Source organism: Novacetimonas hansenii (assembly GCF_014843995.1).
In the GTDB taxonomy this organism is placed as follows: Bacteria; Pseudomonadota; Alphaproteobacteria; order Acetobacterales; family Acetobacteraceae; genus Novacetimonas; species Novacetimonas hansenii.
Map to the genome: position 1 here is coordinate 1099701 of NZ_CP062147.1, position 25305 is coordinate 1125005.

24 protein-coding genes are annotated in these 25305 nt (G+C 61.8%); 13 read left to right on the plus strand and 11 right to left on the minus strand.

From position 1 onward, the window contains the following. Nucleotides 1-876, plus strand: coding sequence for a hypothetical protein (locus tag IFJ82_RS04715; protein ID WP_040512565.1), 876 nt, complete (start codon nucleotides 1-3; stop codon nucleotides 874-876). A 252-nt stretch (nucleotides 877-1128) separates the two neighbouring features. Here IFJ82_RS04715 and IFJ82_RS04720 read toward each other — a convergent pair whose 3' ends face one another. Both IFJ82_RS04720 and IFJ82_RS04725 read right to left on the minus strand, forming a co-directional pair. Beyond that, entirely contained in the window at nucleotides 1129-1437 is a 309-nt protein-coding gene (locus IFJ82_RS04720) for a putative quinol monooxygenase (protein ID WP_003621278.1), read from the minus strand. 132 nt (nucleotides 1438-1569) lie between these two features. Continuing rightward, complete coding sequence (locus tag IFJ82_RS04725; protein WP_192265766.1) at nucleotides 1570-2883, minus strand: restriction endonuclease; 1314 nt, start codon at nucleotides 2881-2883, stop codon at nucleotides 1570-1572. A gap of 195 nt (nucleotides 2884-3078) precedes the next feature. Here IFJ82_RS04725 and IFJ82_RS04730 point away from each other — a divergent pair, with 195 nt between their 5' ends. Next, complete coding sequence (locus tag IFJ82_RS04730; RefSeq protein WP_225578783.1) at nucleotides 3079-3762, plus strand: histidine phosphatase family protein; 684 nt, start codon at nucleotides 3079-3081, stop codon at nucleotides 3760-3762. A 49-nt stretch (nucleotides 3763-3811) separates the two neighbouring features. Here IFJ82_RS04730 and cobS read toward each other — a convergent pair whose 3' ends face one another. Beyond that, on the minus strand, nucleotides 3812-4591 hold the full coding sequence (cobS, locus tag IFJ82_RS04735; RefSeq protein ID WP_192265768.1) for an adenosylcobinamide-GDP ribazoletransferase: 780 nt from the start codon (nucleotides 4589-4591) through the stop codon (nucleotides 3812-3814). Further along, nucleotides 4588-5646, minus strand: a complete 1059-nt coding sequence (cobT, locus tag IFJ82_RS04740) for a nicotinate-nucleotide--dimethylbenzimidazole phosphoribosyltransferase (protein WP_192265770.1) — start codon at nucleotides 5644-5646, stop codon at nucleotides 4588-4590. The genes cobS and cobT overlap by 4 nt, the downstream gene beginning before the upstream one ends. A gap of 53 nt (nucleotides 5647-5699) precedes the next feature. Here cobT and cobU point away from each other — a divergent pair, with 53 nt between their 5' ends. Genes cobU through IFJ82_RS04755 form a run of 3 tightly spaced genes read left to right on the plus strand, consistent with a single transcriptional unit; the run spans nucleotide 5700 to nucleotide 8307 of the window. After that, nucleotides 5700-6239 (plus strand): bifunctional adenosylcobinamide kinase/adenosylcobinamide-phosphate guanylyltransferase, encoded by a 540-nt coding sequence (gene cobU / locus IFJ82_RS04745; protein ID WP_192265772.1) that lies wholly within the window; start codon nucleotides 5700-5702, stop codon nucleotides 6237-6239. Continuing rightward, on the plus strand, nucleotides 6236-6844 hold the full coding sequence (cobO, locus tag IFJ82_RS04750) for a cob(I)yrinic acid a,c-diamide adenosyltransferase (RefSeq protein ID WP_192265773.1): 609 nt from the start codon (nucleotides 6236-6238) through the stop codon (nucleotides 6842-6844). Before cobU ends, cobO begins: the two co-directional genes overlap by 4 nt. Then, a complete protein-coding gene (locus tag IFJ82_RS04755; protein ID WP_192265775.1) occupies nucleotides 6844-8307 on the plus strand; it encodes a cobyric acid synthase in 1464 nt (487 codons plus the stop codon). Before cobO ends, IFJ82_RS04755 begins: the two co-directional genes overlap by 1 nt. Here IFJ82_RS04755 and cbiB read toward each other — a convergent pair. After that, entirely contained in the window at nucleotides 8267-9319 is a 1053-nt protein-coding gene (gene cbiB / locus IFJ82_RS04760; RefSeq protein WP_192265777.1) for an adenosylcobinamide-phosphate synthase CbiB, read from the minus strand. The two genes, IFJ82_RS04755 and cbiB, sit on opposite strands and share 41 nt — an antisense overlap. 352 nt (nucleotides 9320-9671) lie before the next feature. Continuing rightward, on the minus strand, nucleotides 9672-9794 hold the full coding sequence (locus tag IFJ82_RS15880) for a hypothetical protein (protein WP_003621260.1): 123 nt from the start codon (nucleotides 9792-9794) through the stop codon (nucleotides 9672-9674). Nucleotides 9795-9821: 27 nt separating this feature from the next. Here IFJ82_RS15880 and IFJ82_RS04765 point away from each other — a divergent pair, with 27 nt between their 5' ends. The 7 genes from IFJ82_RS04765 (at nucleotide 9822) to IFJ82_RS04795 (ending at nucleotide 18384) form a co-directional block, all read left to right on the plus strand. Further along, nucleotides 9822-10748, plus strand: coding sequence for a hypothetical protein (locus tag IFJ82_RS04765; RefSeq protein ID WP_192265779.1), 927 nt, complete (start codon nucleotides 9822-9824; stop codon nucleotides 10746-10748). A 276-nt stretch (nucleotides 10749-11024) separates the two neighbouring features. Next, nucleotides 11025-11720 (plus strand): gluconate 2-dehydrogenase subunit 3 family protein, encoded by a 696-nt coding sequence (locus IFJ82_RS04770; protein WP_192265781.1) that lies wholly within the window; start codon nucleotides 11025-11027, stop codon nucleotides 11718-11720. Nucleotide 11721: 1 nt separating this feature from the next. Next, a complete protein-coding gene (locus tag IFJ82_RS04775) occupies nucleotides 11722-13518 on the plus strand; it encodes a GMC family oxidoreductase (RefSeq protein ID WP_225578784.1) in 1797 nt (598 codons plus the stop codon). Continuing rightward, nucleotides 13515-14867, plus strand: a complete 1353-nt coding sequence (locus IFJ82_RS04780) for a c-type cytochrome (RefSeq protein WP_192265782.1) — start codon at nucleotides 13515-13517, stop codon at nucleotides 14865-14867. The genes IFJ82_RS04775 and IFJ82_RS04780 overlap by 4 nt, the downstream gene beginning before the upstream one ends. 310 nt (nucleotides 14868-15177) lie before the next feature. Continuing rightward, a complete protein-coding gene (locus IFJ82_RS04785; RefSeq protein ID WP_192265784.1) occupies nucleotides 15178-16386 on the plus strand; it encodes an L-dopachrome tautomerase-related protein in 1209 nt (402 codons plus the stop codon). A 46-nt stretch (nucleotides 16387-16432) separates the two neighbouring features. Continuing rightward, nucleotides 16433-17509: a quinone-dependent dihydroorotate dehydrogenase gene (locus IFJ82_RS04790; RefSeq protein ID WP_040512551.1), complete on the plus strand. Its 1077-nt coding sequence runs from the start codon at nucleotides 16433-16435 to the stop codon at nucleotides 17507-17509. After that, complete coding sequence (locus IFJ82_RS04795; protein WP_075631660.1) at nucleotides 17506-18384, plus strand: TIGR01459 family HAD-type hydrolase; 879 nt, start codon at nucleotides 17506-17508, stop codon at nucleotides 18382-18384. Before IFJ82_RS04790 ends, IFJ82_RS04795 begins: the two co-directional genes overlap by 4 nt. Nucleotides 18385-18824: 440 nt before the next feature. Here IFJ82_RS04795 and IFJ82_RS04800 read toward each other — a convergent pair whose 3' ends face one another. From IFJ82_RS04800 to IFJ82_RS04810, 3 genes are all read right to left on the minus strand, one after another. Next, on the minus strand, nucleotides 18825-19322 hold the full coding sequence (locus IFJ82_RS04800) for a DUF3465 domain-containing protein (protein ID WP_003621238.1): 498 nt from the start codon (nucleotides 19320-19322) through the stop codon (nucleotides 18825-18827). A 94-nt stretch (nucleotides 19323-19416) separates the two neighbouring features. Beyond that, nucleotides 19417-20358, minus strand: a complete 942-nt coding sequence (locus IFJ82_RS04805; protein WP_003621236.1) for a polyphosphate kinase 2 family protein — start codon at nucleotides 20356-20358, stop codon at nucleotides 19417-19419. A gap of 9 nt (nucleotides 20359-20367) precedes the next feature. After that, entirely contained in the window at nucleotides 20368-21126 is a 759-nt protein-coding gene (locus IFJ82_RS04810) for an SDR family NAD(P)-dependent oxidoreductase (RefSeq protein WP_003621234.1), read from the minus strand. Nucleotides 21127-21321: 195 nt separating this feature from the next. Here IFJ82_RS04810 and IFJ82_RS04815 point away from each other — a divergent pair, with 195 nt between their 5' ends. Further along, on the plus strand, nucleotides 21322-21891 hold the full coding sequence (locus IFJ82_RS04815; RefSeq protein ID WP_225578785.1) for a YqgE/AlgH family protein: 570 nt from the start codon (nucleotides 21322-21324) through the stop codon (nucleotides 21889-21891). Between the two features lie 267 nt (nucleotides 21892-22158). On the opposite strand, the gene clpA is transcribed toward IFJ82_RS04815, so the two are convergent. Further along, complete coding sequence (gene clpA / locus IFJ82_RS04820) at nucleotides 22159-24498, minus strand: ATP-dependent Clp protease ATP-binding subunit ClpA (RefSeq protein WP_062809939.1); 2340 nt, start codon at nucleotides 24496-24498, stop codon at nucleotides 22159-22161. Between the two features lie 155 nt (nucleotides 24499-24653). Further along, complete coding sequence (gene clpS / locus IFJ82_RS04825) at nucleotides 24654-25112, minus strand: ATP-dependent Clp protease adapter ClpS (RefSeq protein ID WP_225578786.1); 459 nt, start codon at nucleotides 25110-25112, stop codon at nucleotides 24654-24656. Nucleotides 25113-25305: the final 193 nt, after the last annotated feature.

The window sequence follows — 25305 nt, forward strand, 5'->3', positions numbered from 1 at the left end:
ATGTTTCTGTTCCTTTTCGGGACGCTGTGCGCAGCCCGGGCGGAGGATGAGCGTTTTGACGCCGATGAACTGGCGTCCGGCGCCCCCCATTATTTCGTGCTGCGTGCGACCGATGCCCGGACCACGCGCATGACCGGCGACGTGCGGATGTCGGAAACGGCACTGGATTTCACCAACGGCAGCAGGATGGACGTACAGCCCGTCGATACGAATGTGGAAGATGGGCTTGTCTATCGTGTGCTGGACGAAGAAAATCCCCTCATGCCCTCAGGTCGCCCGCTCTGCCCCGCGCCGCTGCATCCTCTCTATCTGGTCTTTGGCAGTGCGGATGCCCATGCGACACAGGAACAGCCGCGTTCCGATACCTATCAGATGACGTTGTTCTGTGGGTCGCGGGCATTGGATTTCGCGCTGGTGGACCCGGCGCGGCGCGCAGCGGTGCTGACCTATCGCCGGACAACGGACAGCAACTGGGCCAACTCCTCGGATGAAGGGGGGTATGTGCGTGGGGAGGTGGAGGCCCATTGCAGGGCAACCCATCCCCCCGGTATCTCCGGCGAACAGGTGTGCATACAGCGCGAGGAGGAAGCCTATCGCCAGATCCTGCTTCTCAAGGCACCGTCTGACGCCCTCAAACGCTGTGGTTCCTATGTGACGGCGCGTGCATCGCATACGCAGGGCGATGATGTCAGCTTTGTCAGCATCCAGCATTGTCTGGGGCTGCGTGACAGCCGTGCGGTGTTCGATTACTGCGCGATGCGGATCACGGGGCAGAAACGCGCCAGCGATACGACATTCTGGGATGCGCAGCCCGAGCAGGCGCATGGGATTTCCGTGTGTTTCAACGCGCTGGCCGCCCGGCAGGGCCATAATTGACCTGACAGGCCCTGTGGCAGGGGCGGTCAATAAAGGCTTGCGGCGATCATTTGCTTTTGGGGATTTGCCAGACGTCGCGTTCGCTTAACGTATTGTCAGGGTTGCTGTCTCAAACAGCCCCTTTTTTTAAGAGACTGTTTGAAAAGTCAGGCTCAATAACATACTGAAATTACAAAAGCTTCAGAAGACGCCGCCTTTTTTCAAAAAGGCGGCACCCAGAAACTTTTCGTATTTTTTATCAATGATTTGTTTTCAGACAGCTTCTTGGTCGATCGGGTCCAGGATCATGACTTCAAGCGGTTTTGCCAGCAGTGGGGCAAAGCTTTTGGCCATGGCCTGGAAATGCGGGGTTTTTTCATGCTCCGCCAGGGCCTCGCGGCTGGCCCAGCGTTCGACGAACACGAACCGTGACGGGTTGGCCTCATCCCGGTGGGGGACATATCCGCCATTGCTGGCTTCCGCACGGGATGGCGGCACGCAGGCGGCGATCGCGGCTTCGACCTGGGCTTCGCATCCGGGCCTGGCTTCCGCGATGGCGACGACAGTGATTTGCTTGCTCATGCACGACTCTCCACAAAATATCGGGACATGGTGCCCCGCATGCAGGCCCGGAAATATGTGGGCCTGTGTGCCCTATGTCCCGGCGGGCGGGAAAGTTCAATGCCATGTGCCCCGATGATGGCGGCGGTGGGGTCAGGCGACCTGCGGGGCTTCGACCTGGCTTGCGAATTTCTGCAGCTCTTCGTGATGCAGGACGAAGACGCGGCTGCTTTTTCCCATCTGTAACGCCTGTTGCGTATAAGGGGCGCTGGAGACAACCACCGCGATCCGCGCCGACAGGCCGGAACGCGCGGCGATGCACTGGCGCACGGTTTCTTCCTCCACCGGCCTGCGTTCGGTCCAGCATTGCACAACCATGGACAGTCCGTCCTTCGTCGCCACGATGACCGTGGCGGCCTGTCCTGCATTGCCTGACATGCGGGTATCCCAGCCTGCTTTTTCAAGCAGCCCCATGCAATAGGCCACATACTGCGTGCATGTCATGTCCGCCCGATAGGGCGGGGGCGTGACAAGGCGCAGGTCGGGGCGTGGTCGGGCGCGGGTGGATACGGCATCGATATGCGCGTGGACCTTGCGTTCGATGTCGCACCAGTACCGCTCCCGCCCATCCCCGGCAAGGGCGGGCAACAAAGTGGTGCGGCAGAAACGGGTGACCTCGCGCTGCCATTGCTGGGCCGGGGCATGGCCGTGGGCCGCCTGGCCTTCGTGCGCATGCAGGCGGCGTTGGATCAGCAGCCCGGCATTGCGATCCACCAGTGTCGTGGCCTGCCGCAGGGCGCCACGTCGCCCCATGAATGCCATGATCACGCGATAAAGAACCCACAGCAGCCAGCCCGCCCCAAGGGCAAGCAAAGCGGAGAGAAGCATTGACCCGAGTTTCTGGAAGCCACCGGTGATGGAAAACAGGTCAGTGGGTGCGGGCGGGTCCGTGCGGGCGATGATGACAGGTTCGGATGGCGATGGTGCCTGGGCCTGTGTACTGGCGTCCTGCGGGTCCGTGCCGTTTGCGGGCGGTGTGGGGGAGGGTGTTGTGGCGGGGGCATCAATCGCTCTGCCACTGGTGATGGCTGGGGCGGTGAGGTCGGCAATGTCGGACGACATGAAATATAGTGGCGGCATGCCCGCCACCGGCGGATTGTGGCGCAGCAGCGGCAGCCCGTTGCGGTTGGCGATTTTTTCCCAGCGCATGTCGGGTGTAATGGTATAGCATTGCCCCTGCGCCATCATGGCATGTCGCCATGCGGGATCGGCTGCACGCGGGTTGGTCCGGTCGTTCAGGGCCTTCAGGGCGGCATCGTCGCCACAGGCGACGGTCTGGTGCTTCACCTTATAGGCACTTCCGGCCTGGGCGTGGACAGGCAGGCACAGAAGCAGACAGGCATAGGCCCATATCCGCATGTTTTTCTCCGTATTGCCCCGTCCACCGCAGGGCACGGTGGCCAGCATATAGATGATTCCTGAAGATTTGTGCGAAAACAATGCAGATATGCAGAAGATATCTACGTCTGTAAAGTTGAGGCAGGCTCCGTTTAAGGCCAGCCACCCCATGTCGCGCGCATAACATTTAAGCGAGGAATGCGCCGTTCCGGCCCGATCCATGCCGTTCGCACGGTGGGCATGTGTTCACCGGATATCTGCCCCATGCCGATGGGGATGGTGCGCGGGGTGTTCCTGTCGGAACCTGCGGGCGGTTTTTGGCGGGTGCAGGCGGGACAGGGCGTTATGGATAATCAATTTCTGGTGGCGCTCGCGCGGCATCCTGCGGTCCGCGATGCGTTGGGGCGGTGTTACGGACGCGCCGACATGATGCTGGAGGCTGGCTGGGAACAGGTGGCCGACGGCATGAAGGCGGTCATGCGTGGCATCGGGTGCGAAGTCATCTTTACATCTCCCGCCACGCGCTGTCGGCTTGTGGCCCAGCGGATCGCGACCGCGCTAGGGTTGGAAATGCATGTTGACGGGCGTCTGCACGAACTGGATTTTGGCAGGTGGGAGGGAATGCTGTGGCGTGATGTGCCCCGCTCCGACCTTGAGGCATGGGCACGTGATGTGGAGGGATATACCTTTCCCGAGGGGGAGAATGGTCGTGCGTTGCGCGCCCGCATCGGTGCGTTCTGGGGGGATGTCATGCGGCAGGGGCGTTCGTGCGCGGTGGTCACGCATGGGGGGCCGTTGCGGTTGATGCGCGCACTGGCGCGGGGGGATGTGGCCTCGCTCCTTGCTGAGGCACCACCGATGGGCACTGTCCATGTCATGCAGGCCCGCACGTTCCGCGAATGCGCCCATGCGGATGCCCGCGGCATGGCGGTGCCGGCCGTGGGCTGAAGGATATCCGGACCCGCACAGCCAGAAATTTCGTGTCAACAGGGGGCGTTCAACCGGCCACGCAGCCAAGGGCGGCAGGCACGACCGCCAGCAGCACGCATTCCCCAAGGCATGCCGTCGCCCCCAGCACATCGCCCGTGTGGCCGCCGATCTGCCGATGTGCAAGCAGCGCCATGCCGCCACCCAGAGCGAGTGTTGCACAGATGGCCACCGTTCCCGCCCACGTACCCAGAAGCCACGGTGCCAGCATGACCGGCGGCAGGACGCATGCCAGCAGCGCGGGCCAGGGGATGTGCCCCATCGTGGCGGCCACGCCATCACTGCGTGCGGGGGGCAGCATGACCAGCAGCCCGGCCATCGCCGCACGCGCCAGTGCCCCGGTGACAGGCAGCACCATGATCGCCAGCCCGGTCGGAAGGGCACTGATGGCCCCCACGCGTGCCAGTAGCGCCAGCGCGAGCGCCATCATCCCGTAACTGCCGATGCGGCTGTCGCGCATGATCTCCAGCTTGCGCGCACGTGTCGCCCCGCCGCCAAACCCGTCCGCCATGTCCGCCAGCCCGTCTTCGTGCAGCCCGCCCGTCAGCAGCAGTTGCACCGCCACCGCGATCGTGGCGGCGGGTAATGGCGCAATCCGCAGGTGGGACAGCGCAACGACCACCCCCGCGCCCATCATTCCGCACAATGCGCCGATGATCGGCCATGTCCATACGCAACGCGTCATGGAATAGGGCAACCCGTCGCGCGCCAGCCATCCCATCGGCAGGCGTGTCAGCAGGCCCACCCCGCAGACGATATCCGCGCGCAGGCATGCCGGCAGGTTGGTCATGCGCGGCCGCTGACCTGTGCCTGCACGAATGTCGCCATGCCGGTATGACACGCCACCGCGCTGCGCAATAACGGGATCACCAGTGCCGCGCCCGATGCCTCGCCAAGGCGCAGGCCGAAATCGAGCAGCGGCGACAGCCCGAGCGTTCGTGCCAGCACGGCATGACCGTTTTCGGCGGAGCAGTGCGACAGCACGGCATGGTCCAGCCCATGCGGGTGCATGCGTGCCAGCGGGGCGGCGGCGGCGGTGCAGACAAATCCGTCCAGCACGACGGGAATTCCCCGCCACCGCGCGGCAAGGACCGCCCCCATGATCGCCGCGAGTTCATACCCACCCAGTATCCGCGCCACCGAAAGCGGATCATCCAGCATGCCTTCATGCCGCGCCAGCGCCCGGTCGATTACGGCGCCCTTGTGCGCCACGCCTGCCGCATCAAGGCCGGTGCCGCGCCCGGCCCACTGCCCCCCATGCCCGCCGAACAGGGCCGCCGCGATGGCTGACGCGGCGGTGGTGTTGCCGATTCCCATCTCGCCAAGGCACAGAAGGTCTGTCTCTTCCCCCACGGCGTGCATGCCGGCATTGATGGCGTCGAGGAATGCGGCCTCCTCCATCGCCGGGGCGTGTGTGAAATCCGCCGTGGGGCGCAATTCCATCAGGGGCACCACGCGAAGCTCCGCCTGCCCGACACGGGCGATCTGGTTGATTGCAGCGCCGCCGGATTCGAAATTCGCCACCATCTGGGCCGTGACGCTGGCGGGCCAGGGGGAGATGCCCTGCGCCACGACACCATGGTTTCCCGCAAAGACGATAATGCGCACATGATCCAGCGCCGGGCATGCGCGCCCCTGCCACCGGCCCAGCCATGCCGTCAGATGTTCCAGCCGGCCCAGGCTGCCTGGTGGCTTTGTCAGGGTCAGGTCGCGTTCGGCGATGCGGGCGTCGATACTGTCATCGGGCGGCGGCATGTCGCGGCATGCGGCGCGTAACTGCGCCATGGACGTCAGGCTGCGCGGAAGGGGAACTGCCGGGGCAGTGCGGGATACACGGGATGGCATGGGCGCAGTTGTGTGGTCTTATGCCGCGCGATGCAAGATGGCGGAGGAGTTAAATGCAGGCTTCGGAGGGAACGGCAGGCATGACGGGCATGGCAGGCGCCGTGCTGGTGCTGGGCGGTGCGCGTTCGGGGAAGAGCAGTTTTGCCGAAGGGATCGTCACGCGCTGGCCGCGTCCATGGATCTATGTCGCGACATCGCGGGTCTATGACGCGGAAATGCGCGATCGTGTCGCCCATCACCGTGCGGGCCGGGCAGAGGGATGGGACACGGTGGAGGAACCGCATGACATCGGGCCGGTGCTTGATGCGGCGGGTGTGCGGCCGGTGCTGGTGGATTGTCTGACATTGTGGCTGACGAACCTGCTGCTTGATGGTTGTGACATCGCGCAGGCGCGTGACGGGCTGCTTTCCGCCCTGCGGCGCAGGGCTGCTCCCACGGTTCTGGTGGGGAACGAAGTCGGATTGGGCATCGTGCCCGACAATGCGCTGGCGCGTCGTTTCCGTGACGAGGCAGGTCTGTTGCATCAGGCCATTGCGCGGGAGGCCGGGCGCGTGGTGTTTGTGGCGGCAGGTTTGCCGATGGAGATGAAATGACCGATTTGCCCGACGCGGAACGCCACCGCGAAAAAATGCGCAAGCGCAAGGAAGTGCAGGATAACGAGGTCGCGGCCAAGGCGGTGGAGAAGGGACTGCTGGCGGTCCATACCGGCCCTGGCAAGGGCAAGTCCACGGCGGCGTTCGGCATGGCGTTGCGCACGGTGGCGCATGGCGGCCGTGTCGTGGTGATCCAGTTCATCAAGGGGGCGTGGAACACGGGGGAACGCATCGCGCTGGAAAAATTCGACGACCTTGTGGAATGGCATGCGCTGGGCGAGGGGTTCACATGGAACACGCAGGACCGCGCACGTGACATTGCCGCGTGCGAACGGGCATGGGAACAGGCGCGCGCGGCGTTGCGGCGCACGGATGTGGCGCTTGTGATCCTTGATGAACTCAATATCGCGCTGCGTTATGATTATCTGCCGCTCGAAGATGTCATTGCCGACATCGCCGCACGTCCTGTGATGCAGCATGTCGTCGTGACGGGGCGCAATGCACGCCCGGCCATGATCGCGGCGGCCGATCTCGTGACGGAAATGTCGTTGGTGAAGCATCATTTCAAGGACGGTGTGAAGGCGCAGGCCGGGATCGAATTCTGATGGCGCGTGCGCTGATGTTCCAGGGCACAGGGTCCAGCGTCGGGAAATCGGTGCTGGTCGCGGGCCTTGCGCGGGCCTGCGTGCGGCGCGGGTTGCAGGTCCGGCCGTTCAAGCCGCAGAACATGTCCAACAATGCCGCCGTTACCGCCGGTGGTGGCGAAATCGGGCGCGCGCAGGCGCTGCAGGCACGCGCCTGCGGGGTGGCGCCTGATGTGGACATGAACCCTGTCCTGCTCAAGCCGCAGGGCATGGCGGGATCGCAGCTTGTGGTGTGCGGGCAGGTGCGCGGGCAGGTCCATGCACGCGATTTCCAGTCCTTCAAGCGCGGCCTGATGCCCGAAGTCATGCACTCTTTTGGCCGTCTGGCCGGGGCATGTGACCTTGTGCTGGTCGAAGGGGCGGGTTCCGCGTCGGAGGTCAACCTGCGTGATGATGACATCGCGAACATGGGCTTTGCACAGGCGGCGGATATTGACGTCGTGATGATCGGCGATATCGACCGCGGTGGCGTGATCGCAAGCCTTGTCGGCACGCAGGCCGTGCTGGACCGGCGTGATGCGGCGCGCATCCGCGGCTTTATCGTCAACCGGATGCGCGGCGTGCCCTCCCTGTTCGCCGATGGCATGACCGCCATCGCGCAACATACCGGATGGGCGGCGCTTGGCCTTGTGCCGTTCCTTGATCGTGTGCGCGACCTCCCGGCGGAGGACGCGGCCGACCTGCGCGCCGGACGCACGGGGCAGGGGGCCTTGCGCGTGGCCGTGCCATGGTTGCCGATGATCGCCAATTTCGATGACCTCGACCCGCTGCGTGCCGAACGTGATGTTGCATTGACGATGGTTGCGCGCGGGCAACCGCTGCCGCCATGCGACCTTGTGGTGCTGCCGGGGTCAAAGGCGACGATATCCGATCTTGCCGTCCTGCGTGCCGAAGGATGGGATATCGACATCCTTGCCCATGTGCGCCGTGGCGGGCATGTCCTGGGGATCTGTGGCGGCTATCAGATGCTGGGCCGTCATGTGGCTGACCCGCATGGTGTGGAGGGACCGGCCGGTCGCGTTGCGGGACTTGGCCTGCTGGATGTGGAAACGGTGCTGTCAGGGGAAAAGCGGCTGGAAAATGTGTCGGGCACCCTGTTGCCTGAACGGGTGGCGGTGCGTGGATACGAAATGCACATGGGCGTGACCGATGGGCCGGACCATGTGCTGCGTCCCCTGATCGACCTGCGGACCCATGGTGATGGCGCGGTTGCGCCGTCTGGGCGCGTGTGGGGCAGTTACGTGCATGGGCTGCTGTCCGATGGTGCGGCGCGGCGCGCGCTGCTGGCACGGCTGGGCGCGGGGTCGGTGGGACGCGACCATGATGAAACGGTGGAAGATGCGCTCGACGCGCTGGCCGATCATCTGGAACGTCATGTCGATATCACCGCGCTTCTGGCGCTTGCCCGGCCTGTGTGCGTGTGACGCGGTGCGTCCGCCATGCCCCATGGCGCAGCATGATTGACAGCGCGACAAGCACACCGCCCTGTACCAGGCAGGCGCGACGGTAAAGGGCCAGTGCCCGGTCGAGGTCACGCGGCGTCAGGTCGGCGCGTCCGTCCCCCACCCAGGGTTCGTGCGAGATCACGCCGTTATAGGAACGCGGCCCCGACAGGCGGACGCCCAATGCACCCGCCATAGCCGCCTCCGGCCATCCGGCATTGGGGGAGCGGTGATATCGGGCGTCACGGCGCAGGATGCGCCACGCCCCACGCGCATCCATGTTGCGCATCGTCACGGCCGCAAGGATGATCCATATCGCCGACAGCCGTGACGCCGGCAGGTTCACAAGGTCATCCAGCCGTGCCGCGGCATAGCCGAAACGGTCATGGCGCGGCGTGCGGTGGCCGATCATGCTGTCGGCGGTATTGACCGATTTATAGAACGCGGCCCCCGCCGGACCACCCAGCGACATCCACAGCAGGGGTGCGACCACACCGTCGGAGAAATTTTCGGCCAGTGTTTCCACCGCCGCGCGCATGACCGCCGCCTCGTCAAGCTGTGCGGGATCACGTCCGACGATATGTGAAACCGCCATGCGTGCTGGTGCAAGCCCCTGTCGTGCGGCAAGGGAGACCGCACGGACATGTTCCCATAACGAGCGCTGTGCGCTGAGTGAACTGCCGATGATCCCCCCCGTTACGATCGCCAGCGATGGGGACAGCCGGCGCGCGATCACCCCCTGCGCCAGGGCGACAGTCGCGCACGGGACGGTCGCGATGACCGACATTGCCAAAAAACCGTTCCTGTATCTTGTATGATCCGCATCGGTGTCGCGGTTCATCCGCGTGTCCAGAATATCCGTCAGGCGACCCATCCACATGACGGGATGGCCGATCCGGCGCACCAGCCGCTGCGGATATCCCGCAAGGACATCGCACGTGGCCGCGACGGCGGTGGTGGAGATGTTGCGGGCAAGGAAAAGAGCGATCTTCATGGGCGCGCAATATTGTGCCATATGAAGACGGTCAAGGCATGGGAATGAATATACCCCACACTGTACACATGGCTTGTCTGTTCCCAGCGTGGGGCGGCAATGCCGGACGGGAATGAATATATCCATGTAATATTAGAAAATATAAGATTATATAAAGATATATTTAAAATCAATATCGTAATTATTTATGAATGACGATGTCATGTCATGCATTTCCGATTCAGATTGTTACGCTTGATATTAAGAAAAACGGCAAGATTATTCGACATTCGCTTGACATCGTCAGGTTTCGCGTCGCAATGAAGGGACATTCTGGTATATCCATAATGTCCCAGTTGCGTGTTTTGTAATGTCAGCCCAATAGCAGATGACCAGCGATGAATAGCATCGTCGGGGCGTTATCTGTCATCCGGTCGGGAACGGCGCGGGCAATGCCGATTGCGATGTCATGCGCCGGGTTAATGATGGGATACATACATTTATATTCTTAAAGGTGGAGTGTATGGCAGACAACAAAAAGGCAACCGTTCGCAAGGGACGGCGCGCGGCAGGTGCCGGCGCATCCCGTGGCACGGCGACGCCGTCCTCTCGCGCCAAGGGCGCCGAGGAAGCTGAAGTGGTGGGAAAAAAGGTGTCAGTTTCGAAAAAGCGTCCTGCGCAAAAGAAAAAGATGGAAGCCCCGGTCCAGATCGAATTGATCGAGGACGTGGTGGAAACCGTGCCCGCCCCGGCACGCAGGGGCCGTCGCAAGGCCGTTGCCGCCGCCCCGGTGGCAGAGGCCCCGGTGGAAAAGAAGGCCGCCACCCGCCGCAAGCGTGCAACCCCCGCCCCGGTGGCGGAGGCCCCGGCAGCCGTGACGCCGCGCCGCCGTCGTGCGGCCGCCCCTGCGCCGGTTGAGGAACCTGCCGCACCGGTCAGCAAGGTCCGTAAACGTCGCGCGGCCGCCGCAACCGCCCCCACGCCGGTGGAAGCCGAAATCGAGGTGGCGGAAGTGGAAGTGACCACCCCGGCCCGTCGTACCCGCAAGGCGAAGTCTGCCGCGCCGGAACCCGTGTCTGCCCCCGCGCCCAAGCGTGCGGGTCGCCGGAAGAAGGCGGTCGTGGACGCTGTGATCGAGGAACCGGCCCCCGCGCCAAAGGCGGGCCGTCCGGCACGCCGCGCCAAAAAGGTGGCCGTTGCAGAGGAAACGAAGGCTGCGGCCCCTGCGCGCAAGGCCGCCAAGGCCCCGGCAAAGGCCCGCACGGCCAAGGTTTCAACGAAAAAAACAACCGCCAAAGCCGAACCCGCCGAAGCGCCCGCACGTCGCGGCCGTACGGCAGAGCGTGCGCCGAAGGTGAAGCGTTCCGCCGTGGACGCATGGCGCGAAGCGCGTGCCCTGCGCAAGCAGGTGCGCCTTGAACGGCTGGCTGCGGAGCGCAAGGGGCGGTAATTACCGCCATCCTGATCCGCCGTTTTCCGTGTGCATTGCGCAAGGTCTGCGCATGGGCACAAGACGGCGTGCCTGATGACGCGACCCGCCCCTGTGGCGGGTCGTTTCATTTCCGGGATAAATGGTTCAGGATATGACAATGGTTTTCTGCCATGGGTGTGGCCATGAATATGGTCATGGGGCAGGTCAGGCATGGATGTCCGTCCATACCGGTTGTCCATGCTAAGGCGATGCCTGGTGGCGTCCCAACCGTAACGATGGAGACATGACATCCCGATGAACAGGCTGCATGCAGTTCCCACCCGTCGCACGTTCATGCAGGTCATGGCGGGGGCCACCGCGCTGGTGGCGACGCCATGTGGGGCGGCACGTCCTGATGGGGGCGCACCCATGGTGGCCCATGCCCCGGTATTTTTCGATGCTGATGAATGGCGTTTCCTCAATGCCGCATGCGCGCGCCTGATCCCGCGTGATGCGCTGGGACCGGATGCCGTGACGCTTGGGGTGCCGCGCTTCATCGACCTGCAGATGGATACCCCCTATGGCCGGGGACAGTCATGGTACATGCATGCCCCCTTTGCAGAGGGGCCGGCCAACCTTGGGTACCAGTTGCCCTATGCCCCGCGCGACATCTATCGCGTGGGGATCGCGGGTGCCAATGCCTGGTGCCACAATCACGAAGGATCGGCGTTCGCCGCCCTTCTGCCCGCGCGCCAGGACGAGGTGCTGGCCATGATGGAAAGGGGAGAGATGACATTCGGAAACCTGCCTGCCGCACAGTTTTTTGAACAGTTGCTGTCCAATACGATGGAGGGCGCATTTGCCGATCCCATTCACGGTGGCAATGCCGGGCTGCGGGCATGGACGATGATCGGCTTTCCGGGTGCGCGCGCCGATTTCATGGACTGGGTGGATCAGTACGGGATGAAATATCCGCTTGGCACGGTATCCATTTCCGGGGAGAGCGCCTGACATGGAGGCAAGCATGGATGCAACACGATGCAAGCCCGTCGATGTCGTTATCGTTGGCGGAGGGTGGGCCGGTTCGATCATGGCCAAGGAAATGACCGAGGCCGGGCAGAAGGTGGTCATGCTGGAACGTGGTCCAGACCGCAGCACCGCCGTCGATGGGGTCTATCCCGGCTCGATCGACGAGCTGGAAGGAAATTTCCGCTATCGCCTGTTTCAGGACCTTTCGAAAAGCACCGTTACCATCAGGAACAATATCCATCAGCGCGCCCTGCCATACCGGCGCATGGCGGCGTTCCTGCCGGGGGAAGGGGTGGGCGGTGCGGGCCTGCACTGGTCCGGGGTCCATTTCCGCATGCCGCCCGATGACCTGGTCCTGCGGTCGAAGGTGATCGAACGGTATGGAAAATCCTTTATTCCCGAAGGCATGAATCTTCAGGATTATGGCGTGACCTATGAGGATCTGGAACCTTTTTTCGATCGTGCGGAAAAGGTGTTCGGCACGTCGGGGGAACCGTACAGGATCAATGGCGAAGTTGTGGGGAAGGGAAATGTCTTTTCCCCATCACGTTCGGGCCCGTTCCCTCTGCCCGCGCTCAAGGATGTGTATAGCGCGCACCTGTTTCGCAAGGCCGCGACGGAGGCGGGGTTCCATCCCTATTCCATGCCTGCGGCCAATGCGTCTGCGCAATATACCAACCCCTATGGCGCGCAGATGGGGCCGTGCAATTTCTGTGGATATTGCAGTGGTTATGCCTGTTACATGTATTCCAAGGCATCGCCCAACGTGAATATCCTGCCGGTCCTGCGGCGCGATCCTTTGTTCGAACTGCGCACGCATGCCCATGTCCTGCGCGTGGAGATGGACAGCACGAAAACCCGCGCCACGGGCGTGACCTATATCGATCAGCAGGGGCGGACATGGACCCAGCCCGCCGAGCTGGTGATATTGAGTGCGTTTCAGTTCCATAATGTCCGGCTGATGCTGCTGTCGGGTATCGGCAGGCCCTATGACCCTGTTGCCAATGAAGGGGTGGTGGGGCGCAACTTCGTCTATCAGAACGTTACGACCAGCATGGTCTGGCTCGACAAGGGGATCGAGACCGAACAGTTCATCGGAACCGGTGGCGGTGGCGTTGCATTCGATGATTTCAACAGTGAAAACTTCGACCATGGGCCGCTGGGCTTTGTCGGTGGATCGCCGGTCTGGGTGAATCAGGCGGGGGTGAAGGCCATTGCCGCGGCACAGGCGGGCGGCCCGCCGGGGACGCCGCGCTGGGGCAGTGCGTGGAAAAAGGGGCTGGTCGATACCTATCGTCATTCCCTGCGTATTGATGCGCATGGGGCGAACATGGCCTATCGCGATGTGTTCCTTGACCTCGACCCGACATGGAAGGATGCCTATGGCCTGCCGCTGCTGCGCATGACGTTCGATTGGAAAGATAACGACATCCGCATGAACCGGTATGTGGTGGACCGTATCGGCGATGTGGCCCGTGCAATGGGCGCGCGTCAGGTGCAGTTGACAAAGCGGGAATTCGGCGTGCCCTTCGATACCCGCAAATATCAGACCACCCACCTTGGCGGTGGCGCGGTGATGGGGATGGACCCGACCACCAGCGCGCTGAACCGTTACCTGCAGGTATGGGATGTGCCCAATGTGTTTGTCATTGGCGCGAACGCGTTTCCGCAGGGGACGGGATATAACCCGACCGGCATGGTCGCGGCCCTTGCCTACTGGTCGGCGCATCATATCCGCACGACCTACCTGAAAAATCCCGGCCCGTTGGTGTCGCCATGAAGGGGGGGCATCTCCTGGCCCTGCTGTTCGGGCTTGTCATCTGGGGCACGGGTGGCGCCGGGGCCGCGAATGGGGCGGTGGTCGGTGCAGTGGGGGGCGCGGAGGATGCAGCGACGCTGCAGGCCGATATCGCGGCGGGCGAATATATGGCGCGCGCGGCGGACTGTTCCGCATGCCATACTATGCCCGGCGGTCGTCCCTTTGCCGGGGGGATGGTGTTCCGCCTGCCGATGGGCACGATCCGGGCATCCAATATCACCCCCGATCCAAAGGCAGGGATTGGCGGGTATAGCGAGGCGGAATTCGCCCGTGCGGTGCGACAGGGTGTACGTCGTGATGGCGCGACACTGTATCCGGCCATGCCTTATCCATCCTATGCGCATATGACGGATGCGGATGTGCATGCGCTGTATGTGTATTTCATGAAAGGTGTCGCGCCGGTGGCGGTGCCGGTCGCGGCGAATGACATCGTCTGGCCATTATCAATGCGCTGGCCGCTGGTGGGGTGGCGGATGCTGTTCGCCCCATCGGGCGCGCGGGCGGGGCAAGGGGGCACCGATCCGCAACTGGCACGTGGGGCCTATCTGGTGGAGGGGCCGGGTCATTGCGGGGCCTGTCATACGCCCCGTGGTGTGGCGATGCAGGAAAAGGCCCTGACGGCGGCGGATGGCCCGCTATATCTGTCGGGGGGGAGTGCGGTCGATGGGTGGAACCCTGTCAGCCTGCGTGGTGAAGCGCGTGAAGGCCTTGGCCGATGGAGTGAGGAAGATATCGTGGCCTTCCTCCAGACCGGGCGTGTCACCCATGCCGCGGCATTTGGCGGGATGACCGATGCGATCCGCCACGGCACGCAGCACCTGACGGCGGACGACCTGCACGCGATTGCCCATTACCTGAAATCGCTGTCGCCTGCGCAGCCACTGGCGCGGGCATGGCGGTATGATGCAACAGCCGGGCACAGCCTGCACGATGGGAACCTGTCGGCGCGGGGTGCGCGTGCGTATGTCGATAACTGTGCGGCGTGTCACCGGACGGACGGGCGTGGTTATCCCACCACGTTCCCGCCGCTTGCAGGCAATCCGGTGGTCATGGATGCTTCCGCCACGTCGCTGATCCGCATCGTGCTGACCGGCAGTGTGCTGCGCGCCACCCGGCAGGCACCATCCGCCTTTGTCATGCCCGGTTTCGCGGCGCGCATGGATGATCGTGCTGTGGCCGACGTGGTCAGTTTCATTCGCCAGTCATGGGGCAATGAGGCATCCCCGGTCAGTGCGGCGCAGGTTGCGGAAGTGCGGCGTTCCATCAGCGATGACGGGGATGCGCCCCCTGCGCATCAGCCCCTGAACTGATCGTGAAGGAGGCGGGCGGTTGTTCTTGCCGTGTGGCTCCGTCACTCTGTCGGCATCGCGCGGGCAGCTGCTTGAGAGCTTCTTGAGGCCCTTATAAAAGTTGCAGGTGCCTCCGCTGAGGGATTTTTGGGGAAGATAAAATACAGTCATCAACTGGAAGCATAAAAGTTTCTGCTGGAGCTTGGTCAAAGGGGAGGGCAGGCAGGCGAAGCTTTGCGGGGAATATTCAGCCAGAAAATTCTTTGAATTTTCAGGATTTTTCATAGAAAGCCAAAACCATGTTCTGGCAACCGGCACGAAAGGAACACCCATGAAACGTCGTTCATTGCTGGGGGCGGCAGTTCCCGTGGGGGTTGTCGCAGCACTGGCGCGGACGGGGGGCAGCGCCCATGCGGCATTACCCGCGACGCAGGGCATCAACCGCGACCATGGCATCAATTCCGCAGGCCCGTTTGAAATCGTGGCGCGTTTTGATGGCCCCGGCCCGTCAGGCATTGCGGTGACACCGGGACGGCGCATTTTCGTCGGCTTTCCCCGCCATGCCATCAACCATCCGGGCGCGACACTTGCGGAACTGCGTGACGACGGGCTGCATGCCTATCCCGATGCGCAATGGAGCAGGCCGTCCGACCGTCCCGTGGCGCAGCGCCTGATGTCGGTCCATGGCATGACCACCGATACGCGCGGGCGGTTATGGTGCATTGATGATGGCAAGCTGGCGGGGCTGCCTCTGGCGGCGGGCGCGGCAAAGGTCATCGGGATTGATCCTGCCACCAATGCTGTTTTTTCAAATATCGTCCTGCGTCCCGGCATTGTCCTGCCTGACAGCCATATGAACGACCTGCGTGTGGACCTGACGCATGGGGCGGCGGGGACGGTGTATGTCACGGATTCCTCGTTCGGAATGTCACCTGCGCTGGTGGTGATCGACATCGCCACCGGACGGCAGCGCAGGGTACTGGCACAGCATCCCGCCACGCAGGCGGAACGTGGTTTCATGGCCGTGGTGGAGGGGCGTCCCCTGGTGTTCGATCCCCCCCGGCAGAAGCCATCCTTTGTCTGGGGCGGGGCCGACGGGATTACATTGTCCCCCGACAGCGGCACCCTGTATTTCTGTCCCCTGACCAGCAGGCGGCTCTATAGTATTCCCACCGCGCTTCTGTCGGATTTTTCAGTGACCGAGGCGCAGTTGGGACAGGCCGTACGTGACGAAGGGGAAAAGGGCGTGGCCGACGGGCTTGCCACCGATGGGCAGGGGCGGATCTATACCACCAATTTCGAACATGACGCGATTTTCCGGCGTAATGTTGACGGGTCGTTCGATACCATGGTGCGCGACCCGCGCGTGCTGTCGCCGGACGGGATCTTTGTTGATGGGGGTGATGTCTATTGCACGCTGGGGCAATGGAACCGGCTTGGCGGGCTTAACGGTGGGCATGACCTGCGGGTGCCCCCCTATTACCTGATCCGCTTTCCGACCGACCCGGCGGCGGCGGTGGATGCATTGCATGTGAAATAGGCGCGCCCCTTTCCCTTTGGGGCGAATTGCGGCAAAAATCCCGGCCATGAATATTCTGTCGCGCATGATGATGCCCCTGATCCGGCGCCTTGATCCCGAGGACGCCCATCAGCTTGCCCTCAACGCCCTGCAACTGGGATTGGGTGGTGTGTCGGACCCGGCCCGGGACGATCCTGCCCTGTCGATTCGCGCTATGGGCCTGCGGTTTCCGAACCCGATCGGCATCGGGGCCGGGTTTGACAAAAACGCGCTGGTGGTGCGTCCGCTGTCACGTTCGGGCTTTGGCTTTGTGGAGGCCGGGACCGTCACGCCCCGCCCGCAGCCAGGCAACCCGCGCCCACGGCTGTTCCGCCTGAACGAAGATCGCGCGATCATCAACCGTATGGGGTTTAACAATCAGGGCATTGACCGCTTTGCCGTGCGTATGGCGCGCCTGCATCGTGTCAGCGCATCGGGCCGCCATGTGGGGGCAAAGGTGCCGGTAGGGGCGAACCTTGGTATCAACAAGACCGGTGCGGACCCGGAACGGGATTATCCGTTGCTGGTGGGGCGTATCAAGAATTATGTCGATTACATCGTCATCAACCTGTCGTCGCCCAATACGCCGGGCCTGCGTGACCTGCTGGAATCCGCGCGCCTGAAATCCATCCTCGATGCGATTGCCGCCGCCCACCCCGAACGCCCGCCGTTGCTGGTGAAGTTGTCGCCCGACATGGCGCGTGATGATATCCCCGATGTGGTGGAGGCCGCGATTGCAGGTGGCGCACAGGGGTTGATTGTCACCAACACCACGATTTCGCGCCCACGCAGCCTGCGCAGCGCCGATGCCAACGAAACGGGCGGCCTGTCGGGACGCCCGCTGACACCGCTGGCATGCGATACGCTGGCGCATGTGGCGCGTGCGGCGAACCGTCGCCTGACGCTGGTGGCGTGTGGCGGTATCGAAAGCGGTGCGGACATCGTCGAACGCGTGCGCATGGGGGCCGACCTTGTGCAGCTTTATACCGCCTATGCCTATGAAGGACCGGCAATCGTGTCGCGGCTGAAGCGCGAGACGCTGACGGCATTGCGCCTGCAGGGGTTCGAGACGCTGTCTGATGCGAAAGGAACAGCCCTGTCGTGAAGGAAGCCAGCGGAATCGCCCCGGTATCGGGCCAGTATGACGGGTATATCGTGGACCTGTGGGGGGTCATCCATAATGGTGTGGCCCCATATCCCGGGGCGCCGGAATGCCTGCGGCAGTTACGGCAGGCCGGAAAGCGGGTGATCTTGCTGTCGAACGCGCCACGCCGGGCCGATACGGTGCAGGTTGGCCTGCGGACAATGGGCATTGGCGATGACCTGTATGAAGGGCTGATGACCAGCGGTGAATGCACCCGCCGGATGCTGCGTGCGCGCGCCGACCCGTGGTTTGCCCAACTTGGGCGCCGGATGCTGCATCTTGGGCCGCAAAAGGATATCGACCTGTTCGCCGGACTTGACCTTGAGGTGGTCGAGGACGCGGCGCAGGCTGATTTCGTCCTGAATACCGGACCTGACGCCGACCGGGGGGAGGAGGATATTACCCCCTATCTTCCGGTGTTGGAGCAATGCGCCCAACATGGGCTGAAGATGATCTGCGCCAACCCTGACCAGCAGGTTATCCGGGGCAGCCGTCGCCTGTTATGCGCAGGCGCGCTGGCCAGCAGGTATGAGGAAAGCCATGGCGCCGACGTGCGCTGGATCGGCAAGCCCCACCCTGAGGTCTATGACCTGGTGGCAGGGATGATGGACCTGCCCCTGTCGCGCATTCTTGCCGTGGGGGATTCCCTCGCCACCGATATGCGCGGCGCAAAAGGGGCGGGCGTGGACGGGTGCTGGGTGCTGGGGGGTATCCACCAGGAAATGCTGGGCGGAAGCTGGGCTGAGGGGAAGGACGCCGATTACGCCCTTGCGCTTGAAGAGGCGCGTGGCGCGGGACTTGATCCGGCGGTATGTGTGCCTTCCTTCCGGTGGTAGGGAGGATAAGGCCCGCAACACGCGTGATGGCGCTTTACCGTGCTGTATAAAGAGTGTTTGAAAACAAATCATTGATAAAAAACAAGAAAAGTTTTTGGGTGCCGCCTTTTTTCAAAAAGGCGGCGTCTTTCGAAGCTTTTTGGAAAAAGCTTCACCAAAAAACTTTATAATTTCAGGATGTTATTGAGCCTGACTTTTCAGATGGCCTCTAAAACAAACCACTGTATCGGCAATGATAAAAGCGTCTGAGCGTTGTCTTTTTTCAGAAATGCAATGGTTTTCAAAGCTTTTTTGGGAAAAGTTTCACCATAAAAATTCTTGGGATTATGGTGGGTTGTCCTGTTTTTCAGACAGTCTTTTTTAACATGGATCTCTTCTCTTTTCAGGGGATTACTTGAAAAGAGAAGAGATCCCCAGTGTGACTGTTCCCAGTGTGGCTATTATTCGTACCGGTGCCCGTTGACCGTTACATATCCCGCGATGGGCCAGTTCCGGCCTGTGCCGTGGTGGGTCCAGTCGATGCCCTGACTGCGCATATTGTCGAAGTAATAGCGCCCGACAACATCCACATCATCACCCTTGGCCACCCATGGCCATTGTGGTGCCTGCATGCGGTCAAGATCCGAAACGATACGGATGGAAATACCCGACCCTACATCGACATAGAAATAACCGTGCCAGCCACTGCGCGTCCGGCGTGCGCGGGAAACGGCAATGACCCGACCGCAGACATGTTCGGCCAGGTCGGCATTGCGGGTATGGCGTTCCTCGTTCTCGAACTTGCGCTGATCCTCAAGGAACCTGTGGTTGTCGCAGGTGGGGGAAACGGAAACGGACTCTCCCCATGCCCATGCGGTCGCACTGGTCATCACCTGTGCGACGGTCATCAACATGGCGCCCGCGCAGGCGGATCGCAGCAGGGTCAGGCGTGCCGACATTACAGTCCTCATTCTGTTACTTCATGTCTTCCATGCGTATGATGCGTGCGCGCGTCAATGACCCGCGCACGCATGCGTTATATGCAGATGGGGCCTATGGCTTTTCCGCCATCAATTGCTGGCGTGCCTTTTTCATCTCCGCCCGTGCCGTGGCGTCCAGTTTGGGTGTCTGGAGGTCGAGTTGTTCAAGTGCTGCGATCAGCGCCTCGATCACCACAAGGCGGGCAAACCATTTCTGGTCCGCCGGGACGATGAACCACGGGGCATGTGGGCTTGCCGTGTTGCGGATCGCCTGTTCATACGCCTCCTGATAGCTATCCCAGTATCCACGTTCATGGATATCGGCAGATGAAAATTTCCAGTTCTTGTCAGGATGGTTGATGCGCGACAGGAAACGCTTGCGCTGTTCATCCTTGGATAGGTGCAGGAAGAATTTGACGACTACCGTGCCCTGTCGTGCCAAGTATTCCTCGAAATGGCGGATATCGCGGTAACGGTCATCCCACAATGTGGGGGATTTGCGCAGTTGTGGGGGAATTTTCTGGTTTTCAAGGATTTCGGGATGCACCCGTGTGACCAGAACTTCTTCGTAATAACTGCGATTGAAGATGCCGATATGCCCACCCTGCGGCAGGGCCAGATGTTCGCGCCACAGATAGTCATGGGCCAGTTCAACGGGGCCGGGTTGCTTGAAGGAGGTCACATTGACCCCTTCGGGATTGATGCCGGACATCACATGTTTGATGACGCCATCCTTGCCCGCCGCATCCAGCGCCTGCAACACCATCAGCATCGACCATTGCCCATTGGCATATAGCCGTGCCTGAAGTTCCGACAGGTGGCCGATCCGTTCATACAGTCGCCGCTTGCCAACCTTTTTTGCCAGCCCGCAATCCTGCGCCGCACGTGTCGGGTGGGCGGACAGCCTGAAATCCGTCCCGTCAGTGATACGAAAACGTGTCGCCAGTTCGACCTGCTTTGCAATGGTGGCGGCATCGGATTGGGATGCGGTGTTGCTTTTGGTCTTGTCCTGCATGGATATGACTCAGTCCTTCATGCCCTTGACGACGGCAAGACCGCCCGCAGCCTGGCAGGTCGGCATCATTTCAATCTGGTTGATGTTGACATGGGCGGGCAGGTTCACGACCCAGGACACCGTTTCCGCAATGTCATCGGGTTGCAGGGGATGCGTACCTTCATACACGGCTGCCGCCTTTGCATCGTCGCGCAGGCGCACATTGCTGAATTCGCTGCCACCGCACAGGCCGGGCGCGATATTGGTGACGCGGACATTCTTGCCCAGCAGGTCGCAGCGCAGGTTACGCATGAACTGTTCCACGAATGCCTTGGTCGCGCCATAGACGTTGCCACCGACATAGGGATAGATCCCTGCCGTGCTGCCCAACGCGACAATATGCCCGCGATCACGCGCAATCATGCCCGGCAGCAGCACACGTGTCAGTTCCGCCATGCCCGTGACATTCGTTGCGATCATGCGTTCCCAGTCACTGATATCGCTGTCCTGTGCCTTGGCGATACCAAGGGCAAGGCCGGCATTATTCACCAGAACATCAATCGCACGCCATTGTGCCGGCAGTGCATCGGGCAGGGACGCGATGGCCGCCTTGTCCATCATGTCGAGGCGGAAAGGAAGCAGCGCCGAGCCCAGTTGGCCCGCCAGTGCGTCAAGTCGTTCCTGTCGTCGGCCTGTCGCGATCACGCGATATCCGTCGCGTACCAGCCGTTCGGCAATGGCCTTTCCAAATCCGGCGGTGGCACCGGTGACAAGGGCGATCTTCGACATGTGGCGATCCTTTCGTTTTATGCAGGGTATCGGGTTGTAAAGGATGTCTGGCCAGACAGTGTGGCGGTGTTGGGCGACATATTCAAATTCGCAACCCGCATGTGCCAGGCTCCGTCCATGTGGACAGGTATTGCATGAAACGGTTGCAAAAGGGGGGGGATGTGGTTCTATCCTCAGGCCATGCCAAAAATATCCATGACAGCAGGCCATGACCTGACCGGACATTTGCTGGTGGCGACCCCGGCACTGATGGATACGCCCTTTGAGCGTAGCGTCATTTACCTGTGTGCCCATTCGGCCGAAGACGGGGCGATGGGGCTGGTGGTCAACCGCCGTCTGGCACAGCCTGTCCTTGATGATGTGCTGGAACAGCTTGGCGTGGCGCCGGTGCCGCCACGGCGGCGGATCGGCCTGTGTGCCGGCGGCCCGGTGGACAGTTCACGTGGCTTTGTCCTGCATTCCGCCGATTGGGAAGGCAATGGCAGCATGGCCGTCAATGACAGCACCGTCCTGACCGCCAGTCTTGATATATTGCGGGTCATTGCCGATGGCGCCGGACCGCAGCATGCCCTGCTGGCAATGGGGCATGCAAGCTGGAAGGCCGGGCAACTCGAAGATGAAATCCTGCGCCACAACGCATGGGTCTGTGCCCCGGCAACGCAGCAGATCGTCTTCAGCCCAGATCATGCGGGCAAGTGGCGGCAGGCACTGGCCAGCATAAATCTCGACCCCGCATGGTTCAGTTCCTGTAGCGGGAACGCGTAACCGGTCATCATGCCCCACGATATGGGGCATGGCCGGCGTCTGGCTGATACCTGCGTGTGTGCCTCGGCGTGGGTAAACAAAGTTGCCGCTTTGCTCCAGCAAGGGAGAGCAGGCAGAAATTTTATTGACTGGGTGCGCGGCGTGTCCACGGCCTTTTCAGGCGGGCCAGGCTGCTGGTGATGGCATGATGTTAAGGTGCCCATATGAAAACAGGGGCCGTTACCGACCCCTGTTCCATATCAACCGACCTTCAGGTCAGCTTGTGTTTCAGTCCGCTGCTTCGGACTCTTTTTCATTGTCGCCTTCATCCCCTTCCGCCGCCGAGGCCGCGGGATCGTGGGAGATGTAGTCGAAGTCCAGCTTGCCGTCCTTCAGCGAGATCTTGACAACGCCACCCTTGACCAGCTTGCCGAACAGCAGTTCTTCGGCCAGTGGCTTCTTGATGTTTTCCTGAATGACGCGTCCCAGCGGACGTGCGCCATACAGGCGGTCATACCCGCGTTCCGCCAGCCATTCCTTCGCCGCCGACGAAATCTCGATCATCACATTGCGATCCGCCAACTGGGCTTCAAGCTGGAAGATGAATTTCTCCACCACGCGGTCCACCACTTCGGGCGGCAGGTGCGCAAAGGGAATGATTGCATCGAGACGGTTGCGGAATTCAGGGGTGAAGATGCGCTTGATGGCCTCTTCATCCTCCCCCTCCCGCCCGTTACGGGCAAAGCCGATGGATTCCTTGCTCAGGTCGGCAGCACCTGCATTTGTCGTCATGATCAGCATGACATTGCGGAAATCAACCGTCTTGCCATTGTGATCCGTCAGGCGACCATGATCCATCACCTGCAACAGCACGTTATACAGGTCAGGATGTGCCTTCTCGATTTCATCAAGCAGCAGGACCGCATGCGGGTGCTGGTCGATGGCGTCGGTCAGCAACCCGCCCTGATCAAACCCGACATAACCCGGCGGTGCGCCAATCAGGCGCGAAATCGAATGACGTTCCATATATTCGGACATGTCAAAGCGGATCAGTTCAATCCCCAGCGTGCTGGCAAGCTGCTTTGCCACCTCGGTCTTGCCCACGCCCGTCGGGCCGGAGAACAGATAGTTCCCGATCGGCTTTTCCGCATCCCGCAGCCCGGCACGCGACAGCTTGATTGCCGCCGTCAGGGCCTCAATCGCCTTGTCCTGCCCATAGACCATGCCCTTGAGGTCGCGTTCGAGCGAGCGCAGCGTCTCCTTGTCGTCCGACGACACGCTCTTGGGCGGGATGCGGGCGATCTTGGCGACGATGTCTTCCACATCCTTCAGGGTGACAGTCTTGCGGCGGCGGTTTTCAGGCACCAGCATGCGTGACGCGCCCACCTCGTCAATGACGTCGATGGCCTTGTCCGGCAGCTTGCGGTCATGGATGTATTTCGCCGCCAGTTCGACCGCGCCACGGATCGCATCATCGGTATAACGGACCTTGTGGTGCTTTTCGTAATTGACCTTCAGGCCACGCAGGATCTTCACCGCATCGTCGATGGAGGGTTCGGCCACATCGATTTTCTGGAACCGGCGCACCAGCGCCCGATCCTTTTCGAAATGCTGGCGGTATTCCTTGTACGTGGTTGACCCGATGCAGCGCAGTGTCCCCGCCGCCAGTGCGGGTTTCAGCAGGTTGGACGCATCCATCGCCCCGCCCGACGTCGCGCCCGCGCCGATTACGGTGTGGATTTCGTCGATGAACAGGATGCTGCCCGGATTGTTATCGAGTTCGGTCACGACCGCCTTCAGCCGTTCCTCGAAATCACCACGATACCGTGTCCCCGCAAGCAGCGCCCCCATATCCAGAGAATAGATGGTGGAGTGAAGCAGCACTTCGGGCACGTCGCCTTCGACGATGCGCTTGGCCAGTCCTTCGGCAATCGCGGTCTTGCCCACGCCCGGATCCCCCACATAAAGCGGGTTGTTCTTCGTGCGACGGCACAGGATCTGGATCGTGCGTTCGATTTCCGAATCGCGCCCGATCAGCGGGTCGATCTTCCCTTCGCTCGCCTTGTCATTGAGGTTGGTGCAATAGGTCGACAGCGCATCCTGGTTTTTCTGCCGGCTCTTGCCGGTTTCCTCACGCTCGGGGTCGGGCCCTTCGGACGGCGTGCCCGCGACCGGGCGGCGCGTCGAACGTTCCGGGGCCTTGGCAATCCCGTGGGAGATGAAGTTGACGGCATCAAGGCGCGTCATGTCCTGCAACTGCAGGAAATAGACGGCATGGCTTTCGCGTTCGGCGAACAGGGCGACCAGCACGTTCGCGCCCGTCACCTCGTCGCGGCCAGTGGACTGCACATGGATCGCGGCGCGCTGGATCACGCGCTGGAACGCCGCCGTCGGCTTTGGGTCAACGGTGCGGTCTGACGCAAGCCCGGCAAGGTCCTTGTCGAGGAATTCCGTCAGGTCGTGACGCAGCTTGTCAAGGTCCACCCCGCAGGCGCGAAAGACCGTGACCGCATCGGGGTCATCGATAAGGGAGAGGAGAAGATGTTCGAGGGTGGCATATTCATGCCGCCGTTCGCTGGCGAGTGTCAGCGCACGATGAAGCGTCTGTTCCAGATTACGTGACAACATGCCGAGACGCTCCTTTTCCAAAGGGGGCCATTGCGACCCCGGGGATCATGACCGGACGATCATGATCTTTGACCCGTTGAGGGGGGAATGCCAGAGGAAATTTGCATAAATCCGCATGAAAGAATGCAAAGGTGGAAAAATGCCTGATCGTGGCCTCAGTCCTTTTCGATCGTGCATTGCAAGGGGTGCTGGTTCTGCCGTGCAAGGTCCATGACCTGCGTGACCTTTGTTTCGGCAACTTCGTAGGTAAAGACACCGCATACGCCGACGCCGCGCTTGTGGACATGCAGCATGATGTCGGTCGCCTCCTCACGCGATTTCTGGAAAAACCGTTCCAGGACGTGGACGACGAACTCCATCGGGGTGTAATCGTCGTTCAGCATCAGCACCTTGTACATTGCCGGCTTGCGGGTTTGTGGCCGGGTGCGGATGACGACGCCCGCCATCCCGTCATCATTCCCATTTTCGCCCGTGCCATCCGGCCTGCGCGGCGGGGTGTTGCCGCCATGTGCGCGTACACGCGGGGATGTCCCGCGATCATGCAGGGTCTTGGCGGCCAATGTAGTGGCGACCAAGATAGTGGCAGCAGGGGAATGCAGGCTTCTGACGGACATGATCCTACCATATTGGAACTCTGTTCCCCGTTGGAAGGGGCTGGTGCCATTATCGGGCATGATTTTTTCGTCTCCTCGCGATTTCGTGTGGCGAAGGGGGCGGGTCATGGGGCGCTGCAATACAAAGTTGCCTTGGGTTTCGGCCATTTTTGCGATTCCGCTCTGGACGTCCGTGCTTTCTGATGTCTAGGAT

What these genes read in the sequence shown, in the direction of transcription:
- IFJ82_RS04715 (WP_040512565.1), top strand. Translation starts at nt 1, where the DNA reads ATGTTTCTGTTCCTTTTCGGGACGCTGTGCGCAGCCCGGGCGGAGGAT.
- IFJ82_RS04720 (WP_003621278.1), bottom strand. Translation starts at nt 1,437, where the DNA reads ATGAGCAAGCAAATCACTGTCGTCGCCATCGCGGAAGCCAGGCCCGGA.
- IFJ82_RS04725 (WP_192265766.1), bottom strand. Translation starts at nt 2,883, where the DNA reads ATGCTGGCCACCGTGCCCTGCGGTGGACGGGGCAATACGGAGAAAAAC.
- IFJ82_RS04730 (WP_225578783.1), top strand. Translation starts at nt 3,079, where the DNA reads ATGCCGATGGGGATGGTGCGCGGGGTGTTCCTGTCGGAACCTGCGGGC.
- cobS (WP_192265768.1), bottom strand. Translation starts at nt 4,591, where the DNA reads ATGACCAACCTGCCGGCATGCCTGCGCGCGGATATCGTCTGCGGGGTG.
- cobT (WP_192265770.1), bottom strand. Translation starts at nt 5,646, where the DNA reads ATGCCATCCCGTGTATCCCGCACTGCCCCGGCAGTTCCCCTTCCGCGC.
- cobU (WP_192265772.1), top strand. Translation starts at nt 5,700, where the DNA reads ATGCAGGCTTCGGAGGGAACGGCAGGCATGACGGGCATGGCAGGCGCC.
- cobO (WP_192265773.1), top strand. Translation starts at nt 6,236, where the DNA reads ATGACCGATTTGCCCGACGCGGAACGCCACCGCGAAAAAATGCGCAAG.
- IFJ82_RS04755 (WP_192265775.1), top strand. Translation starts at nt 6,844, where the DNA reads ATGGCGCGTGCGCTGATGTTCCAGGGCACAGGGTCCAGCGTCGGGAAA.
- cbiB (WP_192265777.1), bottom strand. Translation starts at nt 9,319, where the DNA reads ATGAAGATCGCTCTTTTCCTTGCCCGCAACATCTCCACCACCGCCGTC.
- IFJ82_RS15880 (WP_003621260.1), bottom strand. Translation starts at nt 9,794, where the DNA reads ATGTATCCCATCATTAACCCGGCGCATGACATCGCAATCGGCATTGCC.
- IFJ82_RS04765 (WP_192265779.1), top strand. Translation starts at nt 9,822, where the DNA reads ATGGCAGACAACAAAAAGGCAACCGTTCGCAAGGGACGGCGCGCGGCA.
- IFJ82_RS04770 (WP_192265781.1), top strand. Translation starts at nt 11,025, where the DNA reads ATGAACAGGCTGCATGCAGTTCCCACCCGTCGCACGTTCATGCAGGTC.
- IFJ82_RS04775 (WP_225578784.1), top strand. Translation starts at nt 11,722, where the DNA reads ATGGAGGCAAGCATGGATGCAACACGATGCAAGCCCGTCGATGTCGTT.
- IFJ82_RS04780 (WP_192265782.1), top strand. Translation starts at nt 13,515, where the DNA reads ATGAAGGGGGGGCATCTCCTGGCCCTGCTGTTCGGGCTTGTCATCTGG.
- IFJ82_RS04785 (WP_192265784.1), top strand. Translation starts at nt 15,178, where the DNA reads ATGAAACGTCGTTCATTGCTGGGGGCGGCAGTTCCCGTGGGGGTTGTC.
- IFJ82_RS04790 (WP_040512551.1), top strand. Translation starts at nt 16,433, where the DNA reads ATGAATATTCTGTCGCGCATGATGATGCCCCTGATCCGGCGCCTTGAT.
- IFJ82_RS04800 (WP_003621238.1), bottom strand. Translation starts at nt 19,322, where the DNA reads ATGTCGGCACGCCTGACCCTGCTGCGATCCGCCTGCGCGGGCGCCATG.
- IFJ82_RS04805 (WP_003621236.1), bottom strand. Translation starts at nt 20,358, where the DNA reads ATGCAGGACAAGACCAAAAGCAACACCGCATCCCAATCCGATGCCGCC.
- IFJ82_RS04810 (WP_003621234.1), bottom strand. Translation starts at nt 21,126, where the DNA reads ATGTCGAAGATCGCCCTTGTCACCGGTGCCACCGCCGGATTTGGAAAG.
- IFJ82_RS04815 (WP_225578785.1), top strand. Translation starts at nt 21,322, where the DNA reads ATGACAGCAGGCCATGACCTGACCGGACATTTGCTGGTGGCGACCCCG.
- clpA (WP_062809939.1), bottom strand. Translation starts at nt 24,498, where the DNA reads ATGTTGTCACGTAATCTGGAACAGACGCTTCATCGTGCGCTGACACTC.
- clpS (WP_225578786.1), bottom strand. Translation starts at nt 25,112, where the DNA reads ATGTCCGTCAGAAGCCTGCATTCCCCTGCTGCCACTATCTTGGTCGCC.